This is a genomic window from Campylobacter concisus (assembly GCF_002913545.1).
In the GTDB taxonomy this organism is placed as follows: Bacteria; Campylobacterota; Campylobacteria; order Campylobacterales; family Campylobacteraceae; genus Campylobacter_A; species Campylobacter_A concisus_AV.
Genome location: NZ_PPBR01000008.1, coordinates 1 through 26,654, shown reverse-complemented (window position 1 = coordinate 26,654; position 26,654 = coordinate 1). Strand labels below are relative to the sequence as shown.

The window sequence follows — 26,654 nt, the reverse complement described above, 5'->3', positions numbered from 1 at the left end:
GATGATCGAGGCTAATCAAAATGCCGAAAATGAGCATTTAAGTTACAATAATCAAGGTGAGGATGAGAAATTTACGCCAGAGAAAAAGATTCCGAGAAATTCGCCTTGCCCTTGTGGAAGCGGTAAAAAATATAAAGATTGCCACGGCAAAAGTGGCCCTAAAAAAGGCATATTTGCTTAAAATTTCTACTTTTAAGGCGCCAAAGCGCCTTAATCTTTTAAAGGCTATTTGATGACAAGCTTACCAAAGTACCTACTTTTTAAATATTTAAGATTTGATAAAACTCAGCCATTTATCGCTCTAAGTGCGTTGCTTGCCTTTCTTGGTGTTAGCATCGGTCTTATGGTTTTAATCGTTGCGATGGCTATTATGAACGGATTTGATAAAGAATTTGAGCGCAAACTTTTTACGATGAACTATCCTATAACCGTTCAAAGCGCCTTTAAGGGTTCGATCGATGATAACTTTGTGGATGAGCTAAAGGCTAAGTTTAGCGACCTTAAATTTAGTCCATTTATCAGCACGCAGGTCATTTACCGCTCGGCAAATGCGCTTGAGGGCGGGCTGGTTTATGGTGTAAATTTTAAAGACGAAAAGCAGATAAACTCGGTCGTAAACGAGGCCTTAAAAGAAAAAGAACTAAGCGGCTTTGAGATACTGGTGGGAAGCGGCATCGCAAATGAATTTAGACTAAGAAATGATGAAAAACTAACGCTTATCTTTACAAAGGCTGACCCAGCTGGATTTTCGCTAACGCCAAAGATGAAGCGCTTTGATATAGGCGGCTCATTTACGTCTGGGCTCATCGCCTACGACAAGGCGTTTTCGTATACTTCGGTCGAGGCTTTAAGGAAAATTTTGGACTATCCAAACGGGGTGTATGATGGCATTCACATCTTTTCAAAAAAGCCATTTGATGATATAAAAAGGGTGCGCGAGGGCCTTCCAACTGGCACTGTGGCCATTGGCTGGTGGGAGCAAAATGGCAACTTTTTCTCAGCTCTCGCACTTGAAAAAAGAGCACTTTTTATAGTTTTGATGCTTATTATCCTTGTGGCATCGCTAAATATCATAAGCTCACTGCTAATGACTGTGATGAACCGCAGGCAAGAGATCGCCTTGCTTTTAGCACTTGGAGCTAGCAAAGGCGAGATAAAAAGAAGCTTTTTTTATCAAGGACTAGTAATAGGTGGAGGTGGCATTATATTTGGCCTAGTGCTTGGCTTTTTGGGGCTATTTTTACTTGGAAATTTCAATATAATAGACCTGCCAGCTGACGTCTATGGCTCAAGCAAACTACCACTTGAACTCTCAACTCTTGATCTTGTGCTTATCGTAGTTGGGGCTGTGTTTATCGTGGCTATCTCGTCTTACTATCCAGCCAAAAAAGCCACAGAGGTAAATGTCCTTCAAACTTTAAGAAATGAGTAAAGCCTGGCAAAGCTAGGCTTTAAATTTGATTTTTAAAAGCATATTATTGGCTGATATGCTTTTTGTTTTAATTTGTACTAAATTCTATTTTTATCTTTTAATAGCTTATCAATTTTTACTTCTTTCTCATTAAGACTAGCATTGATATTGTGGCTAGACAAATTTTTAGCTTCTTTTTTTCTTATATAATCAACAATGTTGCTAATAGTTTTATCAATTTATTTAAACGAGCTTAACAAAAAATCGTGTTTTAAGAAGCTAAATTTACTACGCTCTTACGTCGTGGTCGATCTTGCACTGAAGGGCTTCATGAACAAGGGTTTTTGCCATGACGCGCTCTTCGCTTATTAGGTGGAAATTTGCACCTAGCTCGCCAAAGATATCTTTGTTGCCCTCGCCATTTGCTTTGATGATCGTTTGGATATTTGCTCCGTAGTCTTTGATCTTTTGCGCGATCAGCTCAACTCTTTGCTCGTTATTTACAGTTATGATGACAGCGGCTGCATCGTCTAAGCAAGCGTTTTCAAGAGTGTTACTTTGAAGCACGTTTCCTAAAAATACATTTTCTCCGCGGCTCCTACCAAGCTCAACTAGGCTGATGTCATTATCAAGCACGATGTATAAAAGCTTTGTCTCTTTTAGTCTTAAAACCACCTCTTGACCGAGCCTATCATAGCCAAAGACCACGATGTGATTTTTTAGTTTTTGTGGCTTTAGGGTCTCGGTTGACTCGACTGTCACCTCACGCTCTACAAGATCAGCTAAAGCGTCAAGTTTTTTAAGTATAAAAGGTGTCGCAAACATCGATATAACAGAGGCTGCGATGAAAATTTGAGCTGTTTGAACGTCAAGTAGGTTTCTAGTAGTCATCAGACCAAAAACAGCCAGTGCAAATTCGCCGATCTGGCAGACGCTAAGTGCGGTCTTAGCAGCGACTCTGCGTTTTAAGTAGATGTTTAAAACGGCAAAAACGACGATAGCTTTTACGACCATTATGCTAAAGACTAGACCTAGAACTAGCCAGATGTTTGAGAGCACGACTACAAAATTTATCTGCATGCCAACAGTTATGAAAAATAGTCCAAGAAGCAGATCTCTAAAAGGTATGAGATCGACCTCGATCTGGTGCTTATACTGCGTCTCTGCCATCATCATACCAGCTAAAAATGCACCAAGAGAGTATGAAAAGCCAAAGAAGTGAGCTAGCGTGCTAGCGCCAACGACTAAAAAGAGGATCGTTGCGATAAAGACCTCTTGAGAGTTTGTCTGAACGACTTTGTAAAATATCCAGTTGATGACGTATTTGCCGAGCAAAAATAGCACAACGATAAGGATGACCGCACTCGTAAATGTCTTTAACAAAAGCTCATTTATCGAGGCATCTTGCGAGCTAAACATATCTATCATAAGCAAAATAGGGATGACGGCGATATCTTGAAATAGTAAAATTCCAAGCGCCTTTCTACCATAAATTTTACTCACATCGCCGTTGTCATTTAGCGTTTTTAGCACGATCGCAGTTGAAGATAGAGCAAAGGCAAGACCAGCGATAAGTGCTGTCTCGTCTTTTAGATGAAGCGCGTAGTAAAGCATCACGCCCATCACAAAGCCACTTAAACAAACTTGCAGACCGCCATTTAGAAAGACCTCTTTTTTCATGCTCATCAGGTGCTTAAAGCTAAACTCAAGTCCGATCGTAAACATCAAAAATGCGATACCAAATTCAGCTATATGAGAAATTTCATCGTTGCTTTTTAAGTTGAAAAATTCTGATATAAGCGTGCCGGTTACGATGTAGCCGATGATGGTTGGTATCTGAAATTTCTTAAATATGACGTTTAACGCGACTGAGATCGCAGCGACAAGCAAGAAGCCTTCTAAAATTTGTTCCATATATTATTTTTTGCCTTCGTAAAATACAAGATCAAAGCTACTTTTTCTCTTTACTAGCGATCTTTTGGTGCTAGTTTGACTGGTAGCTTCGTGTAATTTTTTATTTAACTCATCAATAGTTGCTTCTAAATCGTCAATTTTCTCTTTTAGCTGAAGTATCACATCAACACCTGCTAAATTTACTCCAAGCTCACGGGTCAAATTTAGTATCGTTTTTACACGATCAACGTCTTTTTGCGAGTAGAGCCTCATCTTGCCATCTGTTCTTGAGGGTTCAACTAGTCCCTCTCTTTCGTATTGTCTTAAAGTTTGTGGATGTATGCTTAAAACCTTTGCTACAACGCTTATTAAAAAAAGTGGTTCTTCGTAATTTTGCATTTTTTACTCCGGTAATTTTTCTTTTAACTCTTTTACTAAGCCCTCGTCAAGCTCACTGATATTTGGAAGTTTTACCCTAGCTTTTAAGTAAAGATCGCCAAAAATTCCGCTCTTTCTGTTTTGCACACCGTATCCTTTCAAGCGGATCTTCGTGCCTGTTTTTGAGTTCTCAGCAATTTTGATGGTTACATCTTTTTTATATGTATGCACATTTATCTTGCCGCCAAAGAGCATAGTTTTTAGTGGAATTTCTACATCTTTATATAGATCATCGCCAACTCTTTCGTACTCGTCACTTGGCTCAACGCTAATGGCAAGTATAAGATCGCCAGTTTGACCGCCAGCACTCTTGCCTTTGCCTTTTATGCGAAGTTTTTCACCGCCTTCTATGCCGCTTGGGATCTTTATCTTGATGCTTTCGCCATTAAAATTTATCTTATGTTCGCCGCCAGTTACAGCTACGTCAAATGGTATAGAAATTTTGGCATTTACATCTAGATCAGCTCCCCCAAAGCCAAATCCACCTCCGCCAAAGCCTTCAAATCCTTCAAAACCTCCACCAAAGCCACCGCTAAATTTAGCGCCGCCTCCACCAAATCCACCTGAGAAGATATTTTTCAAGATATCGTTTAGATCGCCCATATCGGCTGAACCTCTGGCAAAGTCGTGGAAATTTTGACCGCCAAACATATTATCGCCGTATTGATCATACTGGGCACGTTTTTTCTCGTCACTTAAAATTTCATAAGCAGCGTTTATCTCTTTAAATTTATCCTCTGCTCCAGGGTCTTTGTTGATGTCTGGGTGGTACTTTCTAGCAAGTTTTCTATAAGCTTTTTTTATCTCGTCGCTTGATGCGCCTTTTGAAACTCCTAAAGTTTCATATAAGCTTTCGCTCATATATTCTCCTTATGTTTTTTGACACGGATTATATCACAAAACTTTAGTCTATGCAAGTCAAGTTTATTTTTATTTACAAAGAAGAAAAAGCATTAAGATTTTATTTTTAAGCTCTATTTATAATTTCAAGACATTTTCAATTTAAAGGAAAAAAATGAAAAAATTTATGCTAATTTCATTAGCAGCGGCTTCTTTGCTAATGGGAGCTGATATTAAATTTAACGAAGCAAACCAAGATGTAACTAGAGTTTCGCCGTTAAGTGATAAAAATAGTGTGCTCTCATACTATGACTCTATCGCTCAGGCAAAACTTTCAGTTGTAAATATCTCAACTACAAAAACAGTAAGCAACGCAGGCATCGAGCAGATGTTTAATGACCCGTTTTTTAATGAATTTTTTGGATTTAACTTTGCAAAACCAAAAGAGAAAGAAAAAACAACCTCGCTTGGCTCTGGCGTCATCATCTCAAATGACGGCTATATCGTTACAAACAACCACGTCATCGAAGATAGCGACCAGATCGTTGTGACATTGGCAAAGGGTGGCAAGGAGTATAAAGCGAAGCTAATAGGTAGCGATCCAAAGACCGATCTAGCCGTTATAAAGATAGAGGCAAATGGGCTAAATGCGATCACATTTGCCGACTCATCAAAGCTGCTTGATGCAGACGTAGTCTTTGCCATAGGCAATCCTTTTGGCGTGGGTGAGAGCATCACTAAAGGCATCGTCTCAGGGCTAAACAAAGATGATATCGGACTTAATCAATATGAAAATTTCATCCAAACAGACGCCTCTATAAACCCTGGCAACTCAGGTGGTGCTTTGGTTGATAGCAGGGGCTATTTAGTCGGTATAAACTCAGCCATACTTTCAAAAAGTGGTGGCAACAACGGCATAGGCTTTGCCATACCATCAAATATGGTAAAAGATATCGCTAAAAAGCTGATAACTGACGGCAAGATCGAGCGTGGATTTATCGGCGTTACGATAGCAAATTTAACTGATGAGCAAAAAGAGCTTTATACAAATAAAGAGGGTGCGCTAATAAGCGGCGTAGAGCAGGGCATGCCAGCAGATGAAGCAGGGCTAAAAAGAGGCGACTTGGTTATCTCCGCAAACGGCAAAGCTATCAAAAACGCAAATGATCTTAAAAATTTCATCGGCTCACTAACTCCAAATAGCAGCGTTGATATAACTTACGAGCGATCAAATAAAGTTATGAATACAAAAATCAAGCTTGTAAATATGGATCACAACGCAAAAGATACGACAAAAAGCGTCATCATAGAAGGTCTTAGCGTTAGTAATCTAAGCGATGAGATAAGATTTAAGTATAAGATCAGTCCAGATACTCAAGGCGTGCTTGTAACTGATGTAAAATCTGGCTCAAAAGCTGAAGACTTTGGCTTTGAAAGAGGCGATGTGATCGTTCAAGTTGGCGAAGAGAGCATAAAAGATCTTCAAACATTTGCAAGCACAGTTAAAAATGCAAAAGGCAAAAAGACGCTAGTGTGGATAAACCGCGGTGGCATCATGCAAGGCCTTGTTATAAAATAACCACTTAAGAGCTGAAATTTCAGCTCTTAACTCTTTTAAATTTTTAAAACCTTTATCTGCTATAATCCTTAAAAATAAATTTACATCAGGAAAGATCATGACTAGAATTTTAATGATAGAAGATGATATGGAGCTTGCTGAAATTTTAACTGAATACCTAGAAAACTACGACATAAAAGTAACGACGGCTGAGGAGCCATATATCGGACTATCTACTTTAAATACAAGTGAATTTGACCTAGTTATCCTTGATCTTACGCTCCCTGGAATGGACGGACTAGAGGTGTGCAAAGAGATAAGAAAAAAGCACAACATCCCTATAATCATCTCAAGCGCAAGGCACGATATAACGGACAAAGTAAATGCCCTAGATAACGGCGCGGACGACTATTTGCCAAAGCCTTATGACCCACAAGAGCTTCTTGCTCGCATAAAAAGTCATCTAAGAAGGCAGAGCATAGCTCCTGCAAATGAGGCAAGAAATTTAAATAAAGACTTAGTTCTAAAAGAATTTGAGAGGGAAATTTTATTTAAAGGCAGCGTTTTAAATTTAACCGCAGCGGAGTATGACATCTTAAAATATCTGCTTCAAAAAGAGGGTGGGGCGGTCACTAGAGAGGAACTCATCTACAACTGCGAGAGCATAAATGAAGATAGTTCAAACAAAAGTATCGACGTCATCATCGGCAGAATTCGCCAAAAACTAAATGAAAATCCAAAAGAGCCAAAATACATTCACGCGATCCGCGGCATCGGCTACAAGTTGGTCCTTTGATGCCAAGATCTTCTATATTTATCACGATAACGTTTATCTTTGGGCTCGCGCTCGTTTCGATATTTCTAGCCTTTTTGTGGCTCATGGGTTTTGATAAACAAAACTACACAAGAGAGCTAAATAACAAATACTCAAACGTCGCTAGGACAAATTTGCTCTACATGGGTGGCATCATAAATAAAGCTCAGTACGACCGTCAGCTCTCAAACATTGACATGCCAGAGATCACCGCTAAAAATGAAAAAGAAGAAATTTTAAAAAATGCAGCCGTTTTAGAAGAAATTTCAAGTGATCTAGGATCTAGTGCGATCTTGCTTTATGATAAGCATCACTACCTAAAGATCGAGCATTTGGATGAGCTAAAGCTTTTAATGGATAAAGAATTTCAGCCTTACAGATACGAGGTGATAAAGGCTGTGTTTGCCGTAGTTGCAGTCATTTTGCTGGCTGCTTATATCTTTGTCATCTATAAGATAAAACCGCTTAGAAAGCTAAAGCGTCAGATCGTGAAATTTGCAAATGGCGAGCTTGACGGTGTGCAAAATGTCGGCAACGGCAAGGATGAAATTTCTGAGGTTTCGGAGGCATTTTATGAGGCTGTTTGTCAGATCAAGGCGCTAAATGACTCAAGGCATCTTTTCTTAAGAAATATCATGCACGAGCTAAAAACGCCTATCACAAAGGGGCTGATCGCCGCTCAAATGATAGAAAAAAGCAAAAACCAAGAGAGGCTAATCTCCGTCTTTCATAAGCTTGAAAATTTGATAAACGAGCTTGCAGCGATCGAGCAGATCACTTCAAAGATAGGACTTACCAATAAAACGCCTTGTCTTATGAGAGATCTCATCGATGAGGCTATCGATATAGCGATGGTTGAAAAGGAGCATGTTGGCATCAGCGAGCTTGACGAGGTCAGGGTGATGGTTGATTTTAAGCTATTTTCTGTCGCTATAAAAAATATGATAGATAATGGCATAAAGTACTCAACCGATAAGCACGTAAATATCATGGTTAGCAAGGATCATATGAAATTTATAACTCAAGGCGAGAAGCTAAAAAATGACCTTGACTTTTACATCCAGCCATTTATCAAGGGCGAAGATGCGCAAAAGAGCTTTGGTCTAGGTTTATATATAGTTAGCAACATCCTTGAGGCTCATGGACTAAAATTTGGCTATGAATACAAAAATGGAATGAATGTCTTTATTTTTGAAAATTTACAAGATATAATAGCGGCGTAAAATCAAAATAGTAAAAAGAGTGTAAAAATGGCGGCGAAAATCTTCTCGGCAGTTGATATTTTATCAATAATCGATCTTGAGATAGCTTTTATAAAGCGATACAAAAACGTAAAGGACTATGCGAAAAATTTATCTTTGATATATTTTTCTTTGCCAAATAGTAAAGAATATGGCGAAATTTTTGAAAAAATCCTAAGACAAACAGACGTTGTCATAAGAGAAAACGAACACTACGTGGTTGTGCTTCACGGCACAAACGAAAGAGGCGCTAGCGAGCTACTAACTGGCATACAAGAGTTTTTAAACGCTGAGCCGATCGATCTAGTAGTTACCTATCCAAAAGATGGAAAAGACGCAAAAGAGCTTGCTATAAAACTTCAAGATGAGATAAAAGATAACTACGGTGTCTTGCTTGAGATGCTTGTAAATCAAGATAAATTTGAAGTTTTTGAAAGTATAATTTAATATAATTTTGTGGAGTTTATTTGGAAAATTTACTACTATTTTTTGCAGTTTTGCTTATAACTAGTATTCTTTTAAGTAAGATCTCTGATAAATTTGGAATTCCATCTTTAATAATATTTTTAGGCGTTGGCATGCTAGCTGGCTCAGATGGCTTGCTGGGTGTAAATTTTGATGATCAAATGATCGCTCAAAATGTCGGCATGCTAGCACTTATTTTTATACTTTATGCTGGTGGGCTAGATACTGATTTTGCAGCGATTAAACCTATCTTTGGTAGAGGTTTAGCGCTTGCTACACTTGGTGTTTTCTTAACCGCGCTAGCTATCGCTCCAGTAGCAAAATATCTGCTTGATTTTACCTGGACGGAAGCCTTTTTGCTAGGCTCCATTATCTCTTCGACAGACGCAGCAGCTGTTTTTGCTATACTAAGAGCCAAGAAAATTTCACTTAGAAATAGCATTGCACCATTGCTTGAGTTGGAATCTGGCTCAAACGATCCAATGGCGATATTTCTAACTATGACGATCGTTCAAATGATCTCACTAAATACCACGCCGACAGTATCTGAGTGGGCTATTACACTAGTTAAGCAGTTTGGCATAGGTATCGCTATGGGCTATTTATTTGGCGTTGCTTTGCCAGCCATCTTTAATAGACTTCGCCTAAAAAGCTGGGGCCTTTATCCAGTTTTTTCTATCGCTTGGATATTGCTTTTATATACGCTTTGCTTTAAAATCGGTGGCAATGGCTATTTGGCCGTCTATATAGCTGGAATTTTTATAAACAAAAAAGAGTTTTCTCACAAGAAAAATTTAGTCGGTTTTCACGACGGTATCGCTTGGACGATGCAAATAGTTGTCTTTTTAACACTTGGCCTTTTGGTAAATCCATCACAACTTCCTGCAACTGCGCTGTTAGCGCTTGTTTTGGCCTTGTGGCTTATGTTTTTTGCAAGACCACTTGGTGTTTTTGCATCGCTTGCATTTTCAAAATTTAAGATAAATGAGCAAATTTTTATCTCTTGGGTTGGACTAAGAGGTGTTGTGCCAGTTGTGCTAGCTACCTATGTTTATGTCGATGGCGTACGTGATGCGGATATGATTTTTAACATTATATTTTTTATGGTTTTGATTTCTATTTTGATACAGGGCATGTCGCTTGGCTTTGCAGCTGATAAATTTAAGGTTAAAGAGAGTGAGCAAGAGGATGTTAAGGCAGTAGAAAACTCGCCGATCTTAAGCTACACGCTTCACCAGCATACCATCCACTATGGCTCAAAACTAATTGGCAAAGATTTGGCTCAGCTTGAGCTTCCAACTGAGTTTTTAATAATCCTAATAAAGCGTAAAAACGAATATCAAAAGCCAACTGGCTCAACAATCTTTGAAGAAAATGACCTATTACTGATACAATGCGAAAATCAAGTGCTTTATCAAGATACGATTAAGTATTTGACTTATTAAAATTTTGATAAAACTTGCCACATTTCATTTCTCTTTGTAAATTTTAAAACTTTACTCGCTTGCCTTAACAGGCTACTAAATTTAGGCTACACTTCGTTTAGCACTAAATTTAGAGCCGTGATATGCTCGCTCATAAATTTTAAAATTTACTAGAATTTCAATAAAACGCATGCAGTGCGAAGCACTGAGGCATGCACCTCTAACATCGTAGGGGTTAGGGGATTGTTAAGGGGGAGCTTCTTTGCTTCACAAGCTCGCAACTGCAAGCAGACCGTAGCTCAAGCCCCCTTGTGTCCCTTTTTGGATAAATTTATTTTGCAAGCAAAATTTTAAAATCTTACTCACTCGCCTTAGCAACTTACTAAATTTAGGGCTCATAAATATTCGCCACTAAATTTAGAAGCGTGATATGCTCGCTCATAAATTTTAAAATTTGCCTGATGCTTATCTGCCTTGATAAATAAAATTTGCCATAGTTTTTAACCGCATGCAGTGCACTAGCACGATTGCATGCCACCTTGAACGTGCGAGGGGTTTGGAGGATTTAAAAAGGGGGATAAGGGGACGGCCTCGTAACTCGAGTCCCCTTGTCTCCCTTTTGAATAAAAGAATTTATAAATTTAAAAGTCGTGATTTAAAAAGTAGGAATTTACTATTTTCAAATTTTAAAATTCCATTCACTCGCAAGAGTTGGCTACTAAAATTTGACTTCGCTTGCAACTTAGCTCAAATTTTAGAGCCAAAACAAATCCGTTCAGTCTCATTTTATTTTGCTTTTTATAAAATCACCAAAACACTAGCAAAATGGGAGGCAAAATGCTTGATGATATCATCCTTGCAGTCTTAGTATATTTTGTAACATTCTTATTTATGCTTTTTATACTCGCCTTTTTTGCATTTTGGTATATAAGCGTGCCGCTACTTGTCATCTATATCGTTATAAAATTTATAAGGCATGCAAAAGAGTGCGAGAGGATATGCGGCAAGCTTGAGTAAATTTTAAATTTCTAGCCCAAAATGAGCTAGAAATTTCTTTATTCTAAGGCTTGGGCTAGATCAGCTATCAGATCCTCGGCGTTTTCAAGACCTATGCTAACTCTTATCAGCTCTTTTGTGATGCCAGCTTTGATGAGCTCTTCGCTGCTTAGCTGCTGGTGAGTTGTCGAGGCTGGGTGCGTGATGAGCGACTTTGTATCGCCGATATTTACTACGATCTTAAAGAGTTTTACGCGCTCTAGCATCTTTTTTGCGCGCTCAAAGCTATCAGTCTCAAAGCAAAATAGCCCATTTGCCATGCCGTCTTTAAAGTATTTTTGTGCCTTTGCGTGATCCACGTTGTCGGCAAGCCCTGGGTATGCCACGCTTTTTATATGCTTGTGAGAGTTTAGAAATTTAGCCACTTTTAGGGCGTTTTGCGAGTGTCTCTCAACCCTAACAGCGAGCGTTTCAAGCCCTTGTATGAGCTGCCAAGAGTTAAACGGAGAGATCACAGCGCCGATGTCGCGCACGATAGCAAGTCTCATCCTTAGCGTGTAGATATCAAAACGATCCGTCATATCAGCATATACGATGTCGTGATAGCTCGCATCTGGCACGTTAAAGTGCTCATATCTCTTGTTGCCTTTTAGCTTTTCGTTTAGGTGATTTGCGCTGACGACCACGCCTGCTAGGCTAAGACCCTGACCGCTCATATATTTGCTAGCGCTATGCACGCAAACATCGACGCCGTGGCGAAGTGGCTGAAAGATGATAGGCGTTGGCACGGTGTTATCGGTGATGCTGATGATGCCATATTTGTTTGCGATTTCTACGATTTTTTCGATATTTGGGATAGAAATTTGTGGATTTGAAAGCGTTTCAAAAAATATAGCCCTAGTTTTTTCGTCTATCAAACTCTCCAGATCATCAGCGCTGTCACTGTCAAAGACTCTAGCCTCTATGCCAAATCTCTTTAGCGTGTGCGTAAAAAGCACTGTCGTGCCGCCATAAATTTTCTTAGCAATGATGATATTATCGCCTGCTTGGGCTAAATTTATTATGCTGTAAAACAAAGCTGACTGACCGCTTGCAGTCGCTATCGCAGCGGCTCCGCCTTCAAGTGCGGCGACCCTTTTTTCAAAGATATCTGTCGTTGGGTTGCTAAGTCTTGTGTAGATGTAGCCACTATCTTTTAGATCAAACCTAGCAGCCGCTGTCTCGGCACTTCCAAAGTCATAAGCCGTGCTTTGAAAAATAGGCACAGCCATCGTGCCAAAGCCCTCGTTTGTGTCGTAGCCTACGTGGATCGCAGCGGTTTCTTGCCTCATTTTTGCTCCTTGTTTAAGTAATTTTGGCGTAAATTATACATTAGCAAAGCCAAAATTTAGGGGATAAAATCAAATTTTGATATAATTTGCCAAAAAAAAGGAAAAATTTGAACCAAGTCACGGACAAATTTAAGCGTGTAAAATATCTTCGTGCGCTAGAAAAATTTGCAAAATCAGCGATAAATGGGCTAAAAAGAGATGACTTTGACGAGACTGAATTTCGCCAAAGAGTGGAGAAAAACGTGAAAGTCATCGAAAAAATAGAAGCTGTTTATCTTGACCAGCCATACTCAAAAGCGCTAGAAAATTTTATAAATTTGCTTATCAAAAATGCTCCAAAAGAGGAGCTTTTAAAGGCGGCAAATCTACTTGATAAGCTAAAAAATCAAAAGACATATAAGAAAGAAAAACATAAAAATAAATTTAAGGATGAGGATTGAAAGTAGTTATTTTTGATATGGATGGCACTGTAATCGATAGTGGCGAGGCGATATATAAAACGGTAAATGAAGTAAGAGATGAGCTAAATTTGCCGCCACTTGAAAGAGAATTTATCATAAAAGCGATCAATGAGCCAGGTAGAAATTTGGCCCTTGAGTTTTACGGCATCGACATGCCAAGCAGGAGCTTAAAAGAGGGTTTTGAAGAGAAATTTAAGAAATTTTACGATGAGTGTGCGACTACCTATGATGGCGTAAAAGAGCTTTTGCAAAAGTGCAAAGATGCTCACTACAAGGTCGTTTTGGCAAGCAATGCACCACACGATACGCTAGAGAAAATTTTAAAGAAAAATGAAATTTATGAGCTATTTGACGAGGTTATCGGCGCTAGTAAGGAGATACCGCAAAAGCCAGATCCTGCGATGCTTCATTTGGCTGTTAGTAAAACTGGAGCTAATAAAGCGATCTTTATAGGAGATAGCCTAAAAGACGAGATAGCCGCTAAAAACGCAAATATGCCTTACGTGCAAGTTTGCTGGGGATTTGGCGAGGAGAGCAAAACTGCCACGTATAACGCCAAAAATGTTAGCGAGGCGTGGGAGATAATATTAAATTTTTAACTTAGTTTTAATTGGCTATAATCTTAAGAAATTTTCAAAGAAACAGCGATGACAGATATATTTGAGGGCAGTGCGAGGGATAAATTTTATGACATTTTGTTTAACGCAAATGCCGTTTTGGTTAAAAACGAGATAGATAAAATTTTTGAGAAATTTGTGGCTATGAGCGAGCTTTGCGAAAAGTATGGCGTTGGCGAGGACGAGATCAGAAATTTTATAGCCTCAGAGCAAGATAAAGTTTATAACGGAGTAAATGACCTATACATCGAGCTTAGCGGAGAAATTTTAAGCCAAAATGAGTAAGATTTTTGCGCTCATTGCTTTTCTAGTCGCTCTTGTCTTTGCAAAAGAGCCAAATTTTGACCCAAATTCGGTGCATACATTTGAGCTTAAAAAAGGTGAGTGGGCACGCGTCTTTATAACCGAGAAAAAAACTCAAAGAGTTGAGACGTTTGACTTTCGCTGGACGCTGTTTGATAGCACAAATATCACCGTGCAAAGCTTTTTTAGGCGCTATCCAAGGCAGATGGTCTTTTCACTAAGACAAGGACAAAACACCTACATGCAGCGAGTTTTGCCTGATTTTATGATGCCGCCAAACGAGAGCGTGAGCCTTTATATATCATTTATTGATTTTAAGGATAAAAAGGCGCATTTTAGGGTGGCGCTGTTAGATGAGAGCAAGCGTGTGGATGTTGGTTTTAGAGATCCGCACGAGGATAAATAGAAGGATAAAAATGGATAAAATCGATGAAATAATGAGCAAATTTATAAGCGAGCTTGGCTATAAAGAGGCGTTTGAGATGTTTTTAAAGATAAGCTCAGGCAAAAAGTTGCGCTCAAAACTTCTTTTAAAGATCGCAGGAGAGAGTGAAATTTCACTTAAACTTTGCGCTATCATCGAGCTCATCCACCTTGCAAGCTTATTGCACGACGACGTAATAGACGAGGCAAATATAAGACGCGGCAAACCAAGCATAAACGCACTTTTTGGCAGTAAAAACTCAGTCATGCTAGGCGACATCCTCTATTCAAAGGCTTATTTTGAGCTTACAAAATTTGACCCAAGCATCACAGCTGTCATCTCAGATGCGGTCAGCAAGCTAAGCATCGGCGAGATGATGGATGTGAAAATGGCTGAAAATTTTAACGAAAACGAGCAAGAATATTTAAAAATGATCTATTATAAAACAGCTGTTTTGATAGAAGCTACGGCTATTTGTGGGGCAAAGCTAGCTGGCAAAGATAGCGAGAAATTTGGCATTTATGGCAAAAATTTAGGTCTTGCATTTCAGATCGTTGATGATATCTTAGACATCACTCAAGATGAAAAAACGCTTGGCAAACCAGCACTTAACGACTTTGTCGAGGGCAAAACGACACTTCCTTACATTTATCTTTATAAGAGCTTAGATGGGGCTAATCAAGCAAAGCTTAGATCGCTTTGGGCAAAGAAGTTAAACGCGGACGAAATTTCATGGCTAAAAGAAAATTTTGATAAAACTAGCTCACTTAGCAAGGCTATAAATGAAGCTAAAAGGCTTGGAGCTGAGGCAATAGAAGCGATAAAAGAGTATAAAAACGCCGAGCTTGAAGGGATCATAAAAAGCATGATAGATAGGGAATTTTGATGCACTATTTAGACATAAGTTTTACATATAAAAATACTGATATTTCGGTCAGAGAGAAGCTTGCCTTTGATAGTGACGAGAAAAAAGAGCAAATTTTAAAGCTGATAAACTCAAACAAAAACATAAAAGAGAGCATGGTGCTAAACACCTGCAACCGTGTCGAGATCATAGCAAGTGTGGAGGATGTAAAGGCCGCTACTGCTCATATCATCAGGTGCATGTCGATATTTTCAGGCGTTTTTGAAGATGAGCTTTATGAGAGAGCTGACATCTACGAAAACAGCGGTGCTGCACACCACTTATTTGCCGTGGCAAGCTCGCTTGATAGCCTAGTCGTCGGCGAAACGCAGATCGTTGGCCAGCTAAAAAATGCTTTTAAATTTGCTTACGATAGCTCAGCTTGCGGCGAACAAATCAGTAAAATCATCCACTATGCATGTAAATGCGCTGCTAAAGTTAGAAACGAAACTCAAATTTCTAAAAACCCGATCTCTGTTTCAAGCGTAGCTGTGGCAAAAGCAAAAGAAATTTTTGGCACGCTTGAAGGAAAAACTGCTATCGTCGTAGGCGCTGGTGAGATGGGCGAGCTAGCAGCAAAACACCTCATATCAAGTGGCGCAGAAGTGATCATTATAAACAGAAGCTCTGAGCGCGTTGAGCAGCTAGTTGATAGTCTAGGAGATAACGCGAGCTGGGATAGCATTTTGAAATTAAAAGAGTATGTAAATAATTACGATCTCATCTTTTCAAGCACTGCAGCCCCGCACGCTATCATCACAGGCGATATCATCGAGCCAAGAGAATTTCACAGATACTTTTTTGATATAGCCGTGCCAAGAGATATCGATCTTTTAAACACAGAGCTTATCAGCGTCTATACGGTCGATAGCTTGGAGGAGATTGTGCGTAAAAATTTAGCCCTAAGAGAGGAGCAGGCGCAAAAAGCCTACTCGATCGTCGGTCAAGATACGAGCGAGTTTTTAAAGACTTTAAAAGAAGATATGAGCGTGCCTCTTATAAAATCTATCCGCAAACAGGCTGAAATTTGCGCTAAAAATGAGCTAGAAAAGGCGATGAAAAAGGGCTATTTAAAGCATAGCGATTACGATGAGGCACAAAAGCTCATCCATCAAGTCTTTAAAGCCTTTTTGCACCAACCAACGATGAAGCTAAAAGGGCTTGCAGACGAGGAGAGAGCGAGCGAGCTTTCAAACGGAGTTAAATTTTTATTTGACATAAAAGATGAACAAAATTTTCAAGCAGGAGATATAGATGAAATTTAGTAAATTTTACGCCCCAACGACCAAAGAAGCGCCAAAAGATGCATCTTTACCAAGCCATCAGTTTTTGATAAGAGGTGGCTTTGTCGAGCAGATCGGCTCTGGGCTTTATAACTATCTGCCGCTTGGAAAGATCATGCATGATAAAATTTCGCGCGTGGTAAAAGAGGAGATGAACGAGGCTGGCGCGCTAGAGGTGAGCTTTAGCGTGGTCACTTCAGGCGAGCTATGGAAGCAAAGTGGCCGCTACAATGTCTTTGGCAAGGAGCTTTTGCGCTTTAAAGATAGAAAAGATAATGACTTTGTCATAAGCCCGACAAACGAAGAGGCAGCCGTTGCTTTGGTGCGTGGCAAGGTGACTAGCTACAAGCAGCTACCACTAAATTTATACCAGATAAACACCAAATTTCGTGACGAGGCAAGACCACGCTTTGGCTTGCTAAGAGGTCGCGAATTTACGATGAAAGATGGTTATAGCTTTCACTCTAGCAAAGAGGATCTTAAGCGTGAGTTTGACCTTATGGAGGCAACTTATAGTAAGATTTTTACCCGCTTGGGGCTAAATTTTAGAGCTGTTGAGGCTGATAGCGGAGCCATTGGTGGTAGCGGCAGTAAAGAATTTGTGGTGCTTGCAAGTAACGGCGAGGACGACATACTTTGCTGTGAGGCCTGCAGATACGCTGCAAACGTTGAGGCTGCAAGACGCAAACCAAGAGTAAGCGAGGCTGAGGCGCCAGAGGCGGACGCAGCTAAATTTCTAACGCCAAATACAAAAACGATAAAAGATGTGGCGGAGTTTTTCAAAGTTGGCGAGTTTTACTGCATAAAAGCTGTTATGAAAAAGGCGATCTATGAGGACAAAGAAGAGGTCGTGGTCTTTTTTGTAAGGGGCGATGACGAGCTTCAAGAGACAAAGGCGCAAAATGCTTGCAAGGCGCTAGAGCTTGTTGATGCTAGCGAGGCTGACGTGGCTAAAGCTGGGCTTGTGGCTGGATTTTGCGGGCCAGTTGGGCTAAAGGATGTGAAATTTTTCATAGATAACGAGCTAAAAGGCGCAAACAACATGATATGCGGCGCTAACGAGAAGGACTACCACTTTGTTGGCGTTAGTGTTAGCGGATTTAACGAAGAGAGATTTAAAGACCTTGTAAAGGTAAAAGAGGGCGATAAATGCCCAGTTTGTGGCGGAAATTTAAAACTTAGCAAAGGCATAGAAGTTGGTCATATCTTTCAGCTGGGCGATAAATATTCGGCTGCGATGAACGCGACATATCTTGATGAAAACGGCAAGGCTAAGCCATTTTTGATGGGCTGCTACGGCATTGGTATCAGCAGGCTGATCGCTGTGATGATAGAGGCTAGCCACGATGAGAAGGGCTGTATCTGGAAAAAAGAGTGTGCGCCGTTTGATGTGGAGATCATCATCTCAAATTTAAAAGATGAAGCGGGCGTGAAATTTGCATTTGAGCTTTATGAGAGCCTTAAAAAAGCTGGCGTTAGCGTCATCATCGACGATAGAAACGAGAGATTTGGCGTTAAGATGAATGATTTTGAGCTTATCGGCTTTCCTTATGCGCTGCTTGTGGGCAAAGAATTTGCAAATGGCAAGGTTGAGTTTATCACAAGAGATGGGCTAAGCAAAGAGGCGATAGAGGCAAACGACGCCTTTAGAAAGATAAAAGAAAGCTTATGAGATTTTTTGCATTTTTGTTTTTTTTGATAGAGGCGGTATTTATCTATCTTTTTGTAGATAAATTTGGCTTTTTAAACTACTTTCTTGAGGTGCTGGTTTCTGGGTTTGTTGGCATCGCACTTCTTTTTAATGCCGGATTTTCTAGTTTAAATTCGCCTCAAGTGGCGTTTAAGAGCTTTCTTGGCGGAAATTTATTTAGTCAGCTAGGGCTTAGTTTTGGCGGAGCGCTGCTCTTTTTACCAGGAATTTTAACGGATATTTTTGGTATCGCCGTTGTCATTTTTTCTTTAGTATTTAAGAAAAATGCAGCGAAAAATGAGAGTTATCAGGAGTTTAAATTTCAAAACTTTAGCGAGCAAAGTGCCAAAAAAGATGATGGCGAGATCATCGACGTTGAGATCATCGAAGAGCCAAAAAGAGTAAATTAGGAGTGATGATGAAAGAGATAAAAATAGCAACTAGAAAGAGTATCTTAGCACTTTGGCAAAGTGAGCATATCAAGGCTAGGATCGAGGCGGAGCACAAGGGCGTGAAGGTCGTGCTTGAGGGCATGAAGACAAAGGGCGACGTGATCCTTGACACGCCACTTGCAAAAATCGGCGGCAAAGGGCTTTTCACAAAAGAGCTTGAAGATAGCATGCTAAAAGGCGAGACTGACATCGCCGTGCATAGCCTAAAAGACGTGCCAGTAGTCTTTCCAGAAGGGCTTAAACTAGCTGCTATTTGCTCACGCGAGGATACTAGAGATGCGATGATAAGTGAGAAATTTGCTAAATTTAGCGACCTACCTCACGGCGCAAAGGTTGGCACAACGAGCCTGCGCCGCAAGATGCAGCTACTTATCATGAGGCCTGATCTTGAGATAATCTCGCTTCGTGGAAATGTGCAAACTAGACTTAGAAAGCTAAAAGAGGGCGAATTTGACGCGATCATTTTGGCGATGGCTGGCATAAACCGCCTAAATATCAAGGCTGAAGTGGCGCACATCTACACATTTGGCTTTGACGAGATGATACCTGCGATGGGTCAGGGCGCTCTTGGCGTCGAGGCTAGAGATGAGAAGCAAATTTTAGATGAGATCTCTTTTTTAAATGATGAAAATGCAGTCATAGAAACGACCATAGAGCGTGACTTTGTAAGCGTTTTGGAGGGTGGCTGCCAAGTGCCAATAGGCATAAGCGCAAGGCTAAAAGGCGATGAAATTTCTATCGATGCGATCGTTGGCCTGCCTGATGGAAGCGAGTATATAAAAGATAGCTTAAAGAGTAGCAAGGATAAATTTCAAAGCATCGGCAAAAAGCTAGCGCATAAATTTATAGAAAAAGGGGCGAAAGAGCTTTTAAGGCGCGCTGAAGAGATGGCGAATATATGAGAAAAGCGCTTATTTTGGCGTTTCTGATATCCGCGCTTTTTGCGCGGGTAGATTTAGAGCTTATTTATTCGCTCTTTACCGATAAAAATTTCGATAAAAACGTCTATTTTAAGGGCGAGATGAGAGATCGCTTAAAAAATAATTTTTACTCATCCGACAAATTTGACGAAATAAAAGTCGCCAAACTCGGCCGGAGTAGCGAATTTAGCGGGATATTTCGCGTTTGGCTAGCTTCTAAAAATGGCGCATCCATTGATCTATACATTTTTGCTAAAGAAGATGGTATTTATGCGCTAAGATCGCTCGCGCAAACCAGCATCATAGAGGCGATGATAAAGGGCTATGAGGCTGCGAGCGAGGCGGAAAAGGCGCGGCTTAGAATAATGGGCGTGGATATAAAAAATTTAAGGCTGATTTTGGCAAGTGATAATGCGTTGCTAAAATTCGGACGCGAAAATGAGGCAAAATTTGAAGAGCTATTTGCGCTATATCAAAAGGACGAAGAGGCGGCAAACGAAGTCGTAAAGCGATTACATCTATCTCATGCGGCGTACGACGATGGGGTTTTTGAGCTTATAATAGGCGGCATAACGGATAACGTAGTGGGTTTTATGCGCGTGGAAAACGAATCTAATCTGCCGCAGATGAGTCCGAGCGAGTTTATAATGTTAGAAAGGCTCTCTGCAAACTCAAAATGGTATCTTTTTAAGACGACTTAGACAGATAAGGGATAAACTCAGTCTGGCTTGCAGCTTTTTGCTTGCTTTAACGCTGTAAATTTAGCGTCGCGCGCTTTTGGTTAGTGGTTGTAAGAGATTAAATTTTTGCAAAATCGGCATTAAATTAGCGTATCCGCCAAAACCGATAATTTTTATGATTTTACTAATTTTTCGGCAGTTAAAGCTGTGTTTTTGGCTCAAAATGTTTGCAAATTTGACTTAAAACGCGGTCAAAAATTTTAGCTTTGAAAACGGCTTGTTCGGATATAAATTATGAAGGAAAAATATGGACTACATCAAGCTTTTAAAAGATAATGGCCTACTTAGGGTGATCGAGGAGCCAGCGGATATCGACCTGGAGATCGCGCACGCTAGCTACATCGAGGTCAAGCGCGAGGGCTCGCAAGCACTACTTTTTACAAACCCAGTCTGCAAAAAAACTGGGCGTAAATTTGCCCCAGTGCTTACAAATATCTACGGCTCAAAAAGGGCGCTTGAGCTGATATTTGGCGTGCAACCCGATGAGATCGCAGCTGAGATAGAAAAGCTTTTAAAACCCAAAAAACCTGAGAATTTCAAAGAGAAGCTTGACTTTTTGGCCTATCTTTTTAGCATGAGAAAGATTTTTACCAAAAGGCTAAAAGGCGAGGGCGAGTGCCAGCAGGTCAAATTTATGGGCGAGCAGGCTGATCTTTTGAGCTTGCCTACACTAAAGACCTGGCCACATGACGGAGGTGCTTTTATCACAATGGGGCAGGTCTATACGCAAAGTTTAGATGGTGCGCTGCAAAATTTAGGCATGTATAGACTGCAAATTTATGATAAAAATCGCCTTGGCATGCACTGGCAGATCCACAAAGACGGCGCAAATTTCTTTCACGAGTACAAGCGCGCAGGCCGTAAGATGCCAGTCTCTGTGGCGATCGGCGGCGATCCACTCTACATCTGGTGCGGTCAGGCGCCACTGCCAAAGGGCGTCTTTGAGCTGCTGCTTTACGGCTTCATCCGCAAAGAGCCAGCCAAGCTTGTAAAGTCGCTAACTAATGAAATTTACGTCCCGCACGACGCCGACTACGTGATCGAGGGCTTTGTCGATACTGCTAAGAGCGAGCTTGAGGGGTCATTTGGCGATCACACTGGCTTTTACACGCCAGTTGAGCCGTTTCCAGTGATGGAGGTCACGGCGATAACGAGCAAGCAAGACCCTGTATTTCACGCGACCGTGGTTGGCAAGCCGCCGCTTGAGGATAAATACATGGGTTGGGCGACTGAGCGCATTTTCTTGCCACTTTTGCGAACTACCGTGCCAGAGCTACTAGACTACAACATGCCTGAAAATGGCGTCTTTCACAACCTTATCCTAGCTAAGATCAACGCCCTTTATCCGGCCCACGCAAAGCAGGCGATGCACGCATTTTGGGGAGTTGGACAGATGAGCTTTGTAAAGCACGCGATCTTTGTGGGTAGCGATGCGCCAGAGCTAGTGGAATACGACAAATTTGCAAGCTTTGTGCTTGATAGATTTGGTAGCGAAAGTGTGCTGATAAGCCAAGGTGTGTGCGACCAGCTCGATCACGCCAGTCCAAACTCGTGCTTTGGCGGTAAGCTTGGCATCGACGCGACGCAGGACTTTTGTAAATTTAGCCCTGAGGTATTAAGCGATGATGAACTTTTGGCTAAATTTCAAAGCATTGCGCCAAATGTTAAGGAGCTTAGGCAGTTTAAAAAGCAGAGTAAAACGCCTATTTGTGTGATTAAATTTGAAAAAGATCGCCCTGTAAAAGAGCTATTTTTTAAGCTTTTGGAATTTAGGGAGTTTTTCAAGCTTCTAGTCGTAGTGGATATGCAAAACTACCTAGAAAACCCATATATGCTGCTTTGGCGCGTGACAAATAATATAGATGCCTTGCGTGATATCTACATAGATGGCGAAAATTTCTGCGTGGATGCGACGAGCAAGAGTGAGCTTGAGGGCTACACACGTGGCTGGCCTATGCAAACTGACTGCAAGCGCGAAGTGGTGGCAGATCTTGTGAAGCGAGGCGTAGTAAAAGATGAGTCAGAGTTATTTCATAAATTTGAGATATTTGGGTAGGTTGGTTTAAATTTATCCAGTCTTTTGCTAGGTCAAATTTGCTTTAAAATTTAAATATATCGGTTTTTTGCGCTTAAAAATAGCTTAGTTTAAGGACATTTTTATATCGCAGCATAAAATTTCTAGTTAAATTTATATGTTTTACTTGGGTTGGCTGGTTAACTGGAAATACTAAACATAATGTATAAAAATTTATATAAAATAGTATGATTTTGCCTTACGAGAGATAAAATTTGGAGCAAGAGGCTAGTAAAATTTAAATTTTATATGTTGCGATGTGTGTAAAACATTTAAATTTAGAAAAATAGAGGTGCAAAAATATTTAAATTTAAAAAACTAAGTGTAAAAACTTTTAAATTTTATAAAGTTAGCAGGTTACGGATGTGTTTTAAAAAAGCTATGTTATGTTCGCTCTTTGACAATTTTGGATGCAAATATAAAGCTTTGTTGGCTAACTTTTGTTAATGTTTTTTAACTTTTTAAATAGATAAAGTTGTTGCAAGCGTTCAAATTAAAAAACAGAGCTCTTGCAGACTTTAAAATAAAACTAGCAAATTATAAATTGTCAGGCGTGTACTTGTTTTGGATTGAAGCATAAAACCTTGCTTGCTGGTTTTGCTTTAAAAAAGTTGGTGCAAGAGAATAAATTTAGAAGAAATACCTAAAATAAAGCTAGCAAATTTAGGATATAAATTTGCTAGATAGCCATTAATTGGCGATCTGCTTGGTTGTTTTGGCTTGTGCTATTTTGGTGTTTATAAGTCGCTATAAATTTATACGTAGCCCTAAATTTTGATCAAAATTTACTAAATTATTTTTTAAAAGATCATCTGTTGTTTTGATTTTTGTACTGCAAGGCAAATGTAAGCATAAATTTTAGAAGTGGCTAGTGAAAATGGATCATAAATTTGACGACTTTAGTTTTAAATTTACCTTTGGCTACCACCGTTTTGCCTTTTAGATGTTATGACCTTGACATAAGCCTAAATTTACAAGCTAAAAAATATCGCACATGAAATTAAATTCGGCAGCCTTGTAGCTGGTTTTAAAACTCTTAAATTTAAAAAATAAGAGTTAAGTCGTAACTTGGATATTTAGTTTTTTAAATGTGCTTTAGGGTTGTTTTTAGGTATGCGCGGTTGTCCGTTTTGTTTATGGCATCTTTTAATCTTACTTTTGTATTTCTAGATCAAATTTAAGTAGCTTACAAATTTACCAAACCGACCTTCAAAACATGCTTTTTTAGCCCGCTTAGTATCTCGCCATTTTCAAGCGCCATTAGCTCGCTCGCTCTTAGGACGTAAAAGTCTTGCAAGCTTCTGTTGGCAGACTTCTCAAGCTTTTTTGCTAGCGTGTCAAAGATATGAAACTCAGCCTCGTTGCTAGCTAGCAAAAAGTCAGCCCCACTATCAAATGCAGCAAAAATTATCTTACTAGCAAGCTTGCAAGCTAGCTCTTCATCGGCCTTTAAAAGATCATATCCACAAGGCGTTTTAGCGTTTAGCTCTATAAAATTTGCCTTGTATGCGCTTAATTTTGCAGGCAGTCTGTCTTTTATAGCTATCTTAAAATCTTTAAATTTACTAAGTTTTTCTATCTTTTCAAGCTCATTTTTATATTTTGGCACAGCTTTTACGCCTAAAATTTCTTTGAAAAAATTAATCGCCTTGCTATAAATTTCGCTACCTTCAAAGAGTAGATCATCAAGCTCACAGGCTATCAAAACGCCGTTTTTACCGCCAACTAGCTTTAAAATTTCATCGTTTTTCTCATTTTTATAAAGATGATGAGCTAGCATTATCGCGGCAGCTCCTATAAAATTTGGCTCGTAGTCTTTTACAAAATCAGCGTAAAAATAGGGCTTAAAGCTAGCGTATAGCTCTTTATCAGCTCTTTTGCAAAAACTAGCAAATGGCTCAAATTTCGCCCAAAAGTCATCATCATTTATAGCAAGATCTAAAACCGCTCTTTTCTCATCAAGCGGGGCTATGCAAAGCTCGCTACCAAGTTTTTGAGCTAAATTTGCAAGTGGCTGGGCGGCGCTAACTACGACGTCATTTACCTTGACAAAGCCTTCAAATGGGCTAAAGTAGGGGTCTATGCTCTTTACGTGGGCAAAAAGCTCGTTTAAGTTTGCAAAGTCTGAAATCTCTAAAAAATATGGCTTAAAATATGCCAAAACATCTCTTTTCGCGTCAAATCTAAAAATCTCAACTCTTTGCATCTGTATCCTTTTTTTGGGCTTATTTTATCCTAAATTTAAAAGGAGTTTCATTATAATAGCTCAATGGATAAAGAAAATTTTACGATTGCATGCTTTAGTAACGCATATATCGGCGATGATGCGGCGATTGCCGGCAAAATGGTCTTTAGCAAGGACATTTTTGCGCAAAATTCGCACTTTAAGCTTGGCTGGCTAAGCCTTGAAGAGATCGGCTACAAGGCTATGATCGTAAATTTTTCAGATACGATCGTGATGAATGCTAGACCTAAATTTGCCCTTCTTGGGCTTAGTCTGCCAAAGAGCTTCACGCCTCGGCAGATCAGCGAGCTAACCAGTGGCATAAATAGGGCGTGCGAAGAGTTTGGCGTAAAGATAATAGGCGGCGACACGATAAGTAGCTCCATTTTAAACATAAGCGTCAGCGTGATCGGTGAGCTAAAGGGCAGGGCAGTGCTAAGGAAAAATGCTAAATTTGGTGATCTTGTTGCATTTACAGGCAAGCTTGGAGGCAGCCAAAAGGGGCTAAACTCGCTTCTAAGACTGGCTCAAATTTCTAAAAACTCACGCTTTAAAAAGCCTATCTTAAGAGATAAGTTTTTTTACAAAGCAGCTCATCTTATAAACTCCGCCATGGATATCTCAGACGGGCTAAATACCGACCTTGGCAAGCTTTTAAAGGCTAGCAAAAAAGGCGCTAAATTTACAAAAAAACTAAGCAAATTTGAGCTTAGTAGCGGCGAGGAGTACGAGGTTTTATTTACCTTTAGTTCTAAAAATTTAAGCGCTATCAAAAGGATCGCCGCAAAAACTAGGACAAAGATCAACATCTTTGCAAAAATTTCACACAAAAGGTTAAGACAAAATGCAAGAAGCCACCACTTTTAAGCCGCTCTATGCGCTTACTCATGCGCCCATCGAGGCATATTTTTCTAAAAATTCAGACGATTTTGTCGTGCGCGAGATACCGCTTTATGAATTTAGTGGTGACGGCGAGCACTTGATCGTTGAAATTTCTAAAAAAGATATGACGACAAGCGACGCTTTGCACGCCTTAAGCGAGGTTACAGGGGCAAAAATGCGTGACTTTGGCTATGCTGGGCTAAAAGACAAGCAGGGCATGACGACGCAGTTTATCTCGATGCCTCGTAAATTTGAGGGCGCGCTTGCAAACTTTAGCCATGAGAAGATGAAAATTTTAAATTTAAACGTGCATAAAAATAAGCTTCGCATCGGACATCTAAAAGGCAATAGCTTTTTCATCCGCCTAAAAAAGGTGCTGCCAAGTAGCGCTAAAAAGCTCGAGCAGGCCTTTGTCAGCATCGATAAAATGGGCTATGCAAACTACTTTGGCTATCAGCGCTTTGGCAAATTTGGCGACAATGCTGAAACTGGGCTGGAGCTACTTAAAAATGGCACGATAAATGGCAAAAAGAGCAAAAATGTAAAGCTAAATGACTTTTTGATCTCAGCCTATCAAAGCGATCTTTTTAACCGCTATCTTAGCAAAAGGGTTGAAATTTCAAGGTTTGTAAGCGACTTTAGCCTAAGTGATCTAGGCGAAATTTATAAAAATTTTAGCAAAAACGATCTAAAGGCGATGAAGGCGCAGGAGAGCTTTTTTAAGCTTTTACCAGGAGAGGTTTTGGGGCACTATCCATTTGGCAAGCTCTTTTTGTGTGAAAATTTAGATCAAGAGGCACAAAGATTTGCCAAGCGTGATATCACAAGCCTTGGACTTATAGTCGGCGCGAAGGCTTATGAGGCAAGCGGCGTGGCAAAAGAGCTTGAGGATGAAATTTTCGCTGAGGCGTCTATTATTACTTCAAAGATCTCTGGCTCAAGGCGCTTTAACTGGGCGTATTTAGAAAATACAAGCTACAAATACAACGAAGAAAACGCTCATTTTAGCTTAAATTTCACACTTCAAAAGGGCTCATACGCAACTGTTGTGTTAGAAGAAATTTTGCATAAAAATATATTTGAGTAGGGCAAATTTAAAGATAGATTTAAAAGGGTGGCTGGCTAAATTTAGCTGGTTTAAATTTAAAAAGGTCTAGCCAAAGCTAGACCTAAAACATTAAATTTAAGAGGTAAAAACTTAAGTTCTAAAGACGCTAAGTTTAGTATTTAGCGCATCTGTCATCTTATTTAGATGTTCAGCTGCAGAAG

Annotated in this window: 25 protein-coding genes and 1 pseudogene; 21 read left to right on the top strand and 5 right to left on the bottom strand. The window is 39.9% G+C overall.

Annotated elements, in window-relative coordinates:
• Window positions 1-79: 79 nt before the first annotated feature.
• Together CYP05_RS10310 and CYP05_RS00800 are read left to right on the top strand one after the other, a co-directional pair.
• Window positions 80-181 (top strand): annotated as a pseudogene (locus tag CYP05_RS10310) (SEC-C metal-binding domain-containing protein); the annotation flags it as partial.
• 51 nt (window positions 182-232) lie between these two features.
• Window positions 233-1,432 (top strand): ABC transporter permease, encoded by a 1,200-nt coding sequence (locus CYP05_RS00800; RefSeq protein WP_103641709.1) that lies wholly within the window; start codon window positions 233-235, stop codon window positions 1,430-1,432.
• Window positions 1,433-1,699: 267 nt separating this feature from the next.
• On the opposite strand, the gene CYP05_RS00795 is transcribed toward CYP05_RS00800, so the two are convergent.
• From CYP05_RS00795 to CYP05_RS00785, 3 genes are read right to left on the bottom strand one after another with little or no spacing between them, the layout of a single operon-like run.
• On the bottom strand, window positions 1,700-3,325 hold the full coding sequence (locus CYP05_RS00795) for a cation:proton antiporter (protein WP_103641708.1): 1,626 nt from the start codon (window positions 3,323-3,325) through the stop codon (window positions 1,700-1,702).
• A 3-nt stretch (window positions 3,326-3,328) separates the two neighbouring features.
• Window positions 3,329-3,703, bottom strand: coding sequence for a heat shock protein transcriptional repressor HspR (locus tag CYP05_RS00790; RefSeq protein WP_009293705.1), 375 nt, complete (start codon window positions 3,701-3,703; stop codon window positions 3,329-3,331).
• 3 nt (window positions 3,704-3,706) lie between these two features.
• Window positions 3,707-4,603: a DnaJ C-terminal domain-containing protein gene (locus CYP05_RS00785; RefSeq protein WP_103641707.1), complete on the bottom strand. Its 897-nt coding sequence runs from the start codon at window positions 4,601-4,603 to the stop codon at window positions 3,707-3,709.
• A gap of 154 nt (window positions 4,604-4,757) precedes the next feature.
• Between CYP05_RS00785 and CYP05_RS00780 the strand changes: the two genes are divergently transcribed.
• The 6 genes from CYP05_RS00780 to CYP05_RS00755 all read left to right on the top strand — a co-directional run bounded on the left by CYP05_RS00780 (window position 4,758) and on the right by CYP05_RS00755 (window position 11,101).
• A complete protein-coding gene (locus tag CYP05_RS00780) occupies window positions 4,758-6,161 on the top strand; it encodes a Do family serine endopeptidase (protein WP_103641706.1) in 1,404 nt (467 codons plus the stop codon).
• Window positions 6,162-6,258: 97 nt separating this feature from the next.
• Complete coding sequence (locus CYP05_RS00775) at window positions 6,259-6,936, top strand: response regulator transcription factor (protein WP_002940190.1); 678 nt, start codon at window positions 6,259-6,261, stop codon at window positions 6,934-6,936.
• A complete protein-coding gene (locus CYP05_RS00770) occupies window positions 6,936-8,177 on the top strand; it encodes an ArsS family sensor histidine kinase (protein ID WP_087583134.1) in 1,242 nt (413 codons plus the stop codon). The genes CYP05_RS00775 and CYP05_RS00770 overlap by 1 nt, the downstream gene beginning before the upstream one ends.
• A 27-nt stretch (window positions 8,178-8,204) precedes the next feature.
• Window positions 8,205-8,642 carry a pyridoxal-5'-phosphate-dependent protein gene (locus CYP05_RS00765; protein ID WP_002940300.1) on the top strand — a complete coding sequence of 146 codons (438 nt, stop codon included), beginning with the start codon at window positions 8,205-8,207 and terminating at the stop codon, window positions 8,640-8,642.
• Between the two features lie 20 nt (window positions 8,643-8,662).
• Entirely contained in the window at window positions 8,663-10,105 is a 1,443-nt protein-coding gene (locus CYP05_RS00760) for a potassium/proton antiporter (RefSeq protein ID WP_103641705.1), read from the top strand.
• Window positions 10,106-10,921: 816 nt separating this feature from the next.
• Window positions 10,922-11,101 carry a transformation system protein gene (locus CYP05_RS00755; protein WP_103641704.1) on the top strand — a complete coding sequence of 60 codons (180 nt, stop codon included), beginning with the start codon at window positions 10,922-10,924 and terminating at the stop codon, window positions 11,099-11,101.
• 38 nt (window positions 11,102-11,139) lie between these two features.
• Here CYP05_RS00755 and CYP05_RS00750 read toward each other — a convergent pair whose 3' ends face one another.
• Window positions 11,140-12,411, bottom strand: coding sequence for an O-acetylhomoserine aminocarboxypropyltransferase/cysteine synthase family protein (locus CYP05_RS00750; RefSeq protein ID WP_103641703.1), 1,272 nt, complete (start codon window positions 12,409-12,411; stop codon window positions 11,140-11,142).
• 107 nt (window positions 12,412-12,518) lie between these two features.
• Here CYP05_RS00750 and CYP05_RS00745 point away from each other — a divergent pair, with 107 nt between their 5' ends.
• The 11 genes from CYP05_RS00745 to CYP05_RS00695 all read left to right on the top strand — a co-directional run bounded on the left by CYP05_RS00745 (window position 12,519) and on the right by CYP05_RS00695 (window position 22,261).
• Window positions 12,519-12,851, top strand: a complete 333-nt coding sequence (locus CYP05_RS00745; protein WP_103641702.1) for a hypothetical protein — start codon at window positions 12,519-12,521, stop codon at window positions 12,849-12,851.
• Window positions 12,848-13,471: an HAD family hydrolase gene (locus CYP05_RS00740; RefSeq protein ID WP_103641701.1), complete on the top strand. Its 624-nt coding sequence runs from the start codon at window positions 12,848-12,850 to the stop codon at window positions 13,469-13,471. Before CYP05_RS00745 ends, CYP05_RS00740 begins: the two co-directional genes overlap by 4 nt.
• Before the next feature lie 48 nt (window positions 13,472-13,519).
• On the top strand, window positions 13,520-13,774 hold the full coding sequence (locus tag CYP05_RS00735) for a DUF2018 family protein (protein ID WP_103641700.1): 255 nt from the start codon (window positions 13,520-13,522) through the stop codon (window positions 13,772-13,774).
• Window positions 13,767-14,198 carry a hypothetical protein gene (locus CYP05_RS00730; RefSeq protein ID WP_103641699.1) on the top strand — a complete coding sequence of 144 codons (432 nt, stop codon included), beginning with the start codon at window positions 13,767-13,769 and terminating at the stop codon, window positions 14,196-14,198. The genes CYP05_RS00735 and CYP05_RS00730 overlap by 8 nt, the downstream gene beginning before the upstream one ends.
• Window positions 14,199-14,208: 10 nt before the next feature.
• Window positions 14,209-15,102 (top strand): polyprenyl synthetase family protein, encoded by an 894-nt coding sequence (locus CYP05_RS00725; protein WP_103641698.1) that lies wholly within the window; start codon window positions 14,209-14,211, stop codon window positions 15,100-15,102.
• Entirely contained in the window at window positions 15,102-16,385 is a 1,284-nt protein-coding gene (gene hemA, locus CYP05_RS00720) for a glutamyl-tRNA reductase (protein ID WP_103641697.1), read from the top strand. The genes CYP05_RS00725 and hemA overlap by 1 nt, the downstream gene beginning before the upstream one ends.
• Complete coding sequence (locus CYP05_RS00715) at window positions 16,375-18,075, top strand: proline--tRNA ligase (RefSeq protein WP_103641696.1); 1,701 nt, start codon at window positions 16,375-16,377, stop codon at window positions 18,073-18,075. Before hemA ends, CYP05_RS00715 begins: the two co-directional genes overlap by 11 nt.
• Window positions 18,072-18,503, top strand: coding sequence for an FxsA family protein (locus CYP05_RS00710; protein WP_103641695.1), 432 nt, complete (start codon window positions 18,072-18,074; stop codon window positions 18,501-18,503). Before CYP05_RS00715 ends, CYP05_RS00710 begins: the two co-directional genes overlap by 4 nt.
• 8 nt (window positions 18,504-18,511) lie before the next feature.
• A complete protein-coding gene (gene hemC / locus CYP05_RS00705; RefSeq protein WP_103641694.1) occupies window positions 18,512-19,447 on the top strand; it encodes a hydroxymethylbilane synthase in 936 nt (311 codons plus the stop codon).
• Window positions 19,444-20,166, top strand: a complete 723-nt coding sequence (locus tag CYP05_RS00700) for a hypothetical protein (RefSeq protein WP_103641693.1) — start codon at window positions 19,444-19,446, stop codon at window positions 20,164-20,166. Before hemC ends, CYP05_RS00700 begins: the two co-directional genes overlap by 4 nt.
• Before the next feature lie 286 nt (window positions 20,167-20,452).
• A complete protein-coding gene (locus tag CYP05_RS00695; protein WP_103641692.1) occupies window positions 20,453-22,261 on the top strand; it encodes a menaquinone biosynthesis decarboxylase in 1,809 nt (602 codons plus the stop codon).
• 1,204 nt (window positions 22,262-23,465) lie between these two features.
• On the opposite strand, the gene CYP05_RS00690 is transcribed toward CYP05_RS00695, so the two are convergent.
• A complete protein-coding gene (locus tag CYP05_RS00690; RefSeq protein ID WP_103641691.1) occupies window positions 23,466-24,485 on the bottom strand; it encodes a hypothetical protein in 1,020 nt (339 codons plus the stop codon).
• 63 nt (window positions 24,486-24,548) lie between these two features.
• On the opposite strand from CYP05_RS00690, the gene CYP05_RS00685 reads away from it, so the two are divergent.
• The gene (locus CYP05_RS00685; protein ID WP_103641690.1) at window positions 24,549-25,370 is read left to right on the top strand and encodes a thiamine-phosphate kinase; all 822 of its coding nucleotides are present in this window, start codon (window positions 24,549-24,551) and stop codon (window positions 25,368-25,370) included.
• The gene (truD, locus tag CYP05_RS00680; RefSeq protein ID WP_103641689.1) at window positions 25,348-26,472 is read left to right on the top strand and encodes a tRNA pseudouridine(13) synthase TruD; all 1,125 of its coding nucleotides are present in this window, start codon (window positions 25,348-25,350) and stop codon (window positions 26,470-26,472) included. The genes CYP05_RS00685 and truD overlap by 23 nt, the downstream gene beginning before the upstream one ends.
• The last annotated feature ends 182 nt before the right edge of the window (window positions 26,473-26,654 follow it).

Coding starts and splice junctions, on each gene's coding strand:
- CYP05_RS00690 (WP_103641691.1), bottom strand. CDS start 24,485: ATGCAAAGAGTTGAGATTTTTAGATTTGACGCGAAAAGAGATGTTTTG.
- CYP05_RS00695 (WP_103641692.1), top strand. CDS start 20,453: ATGGACTACATCAAGCTTTTAAAAGATAATGGCCTACTTAGGGTGATC.
- CYP05_RS00750 (WP_103641703.1), bottom strand. CDS start 12,411: ATGAGGCAAGAAACCGCTGCGATCCACGTAGGCTACGACACAAACGAG.
- CYP05_RS00735 (WP_103641700.1), top strand. CDS start 13,520: ATGACAGATATATTTGAGGGCAGTGCGAGGGATAAATTTTATGACATT.
- CYP05_RS00795 (WP_103641708.1), bottom strand. CDS start 3,325: ATGGAACAAATTTTAGAAGGCTTCTTGCTTGTCGCTGCGATCTCAGTC.
- CYP05_RS00790 (WP_009293705.1), bottom strand. CDS start 3,703: ATGCAAAATTACGAAGAACCACTTTTTTTAATAAGCGTTGTAGCAAAG.
- CYP05_RS00730 (WP_103641699.1), top strand. CDS start 13,767: ATGAGTAAGATTTTTGCGCTCATTGCTTTTCTAGTCGCTCTTGTCTTT.
- CYP05_RS00770 (WP_087583134.1), top strand. CDS start 6,936: ATGCCAAGATCTTCTATATTTATCACGATAACGTTTATCTTTGGGCTC.
- CYP05_RS00765 (WP_002940300.1), top strand. CDS start 8,205: ATGGCGGCGAAAATCTTCTCGGCAGTTGATATTTTATCAATAATCGAT.
- CYP05_RS00785 (WP_103641707.1), bottom strand. CDS start 4,603: ATGAGCGAAAGCTTATATGAAACTTTAGGAGTTTCAAAAGGCGCATCA.
- CYP05_RS00725 (WP_103641698.1), top strand. CDS start 14,209: ATGGATAAAATCGATGAAATAATGAGCAAATTTATAAGCGAGCTTGGC.
- CYP05_RS00715 (WP_103641696.1), top strand. CDS start 16,375: ATGAAATTTAGTAAATTTTACGCCCCAACGACCAAAGAAGCGCCAAAA.
- hemC (WP_103641694.1), top strand. CDS start 18,512: ATGAAAGAGATAAAAATAGCAACTAGAAAGAGTATCTTAGCACTTTGG.
- CYP05_RS00780 (WP_103641706.1), top strand. CDS start 4,758: ATGAAAAAATTTATGCTAATTTCATTAGCAGCGGCTTCTTTGCTAATG.
- CYP05_RS00800 (WP_103641709.1), top strand. CDS start 233: ATGACAAGCTTACCAAAGTACCTACTTTTTAAATATTTAAGATTTGAT.
- CYP05_RS00710 (WP_103641695.1), top strand. CDS start 18,072: ATGAGATTTTTTGCATTTTTGTTTTTTTTGATAGAGGCGGTATTTATC.
- truD (WP_103641689.1), top strand. CDS start 25,348: ATGCAAGAAGCCACCACTTTTAAGCCGCTCTATGCGCTTACTCATGCG.
- hemA (WP_103641697.1), top strand. CDS start 15,102: ATGCACTATTTAGACATAAGTTTTACATATAAAAATACTGATATTTCG.
- CYP05_RS00755 (WP_103641704.1), top strand. CDS start 10,922: ATGCTTGATGATATCATCCTTGCAGTCTTAGTATATTTTGTAACATTC.
- CYP05_RS00775 (WP_002940190.1), top strand. CDS start 6,259: ATGACTAGAATTTTAATGATAGAAGATGATATGGAGCTTGCTGAAATT.
- CYP05_RS00685 (WP_103641690.1), top strand. CDS start 24,549: ATGGATAAAGAAAATTTTACGATTGCATGCTTTAGTAACGCATATATC.
- CYP05_RS00700 (WP_103641693.1), top strand. CDS start 19,444: ATGAGAAAAGCGCTTATTTTGGCGTTTCTGATATCCGCGCTTTTTGCG.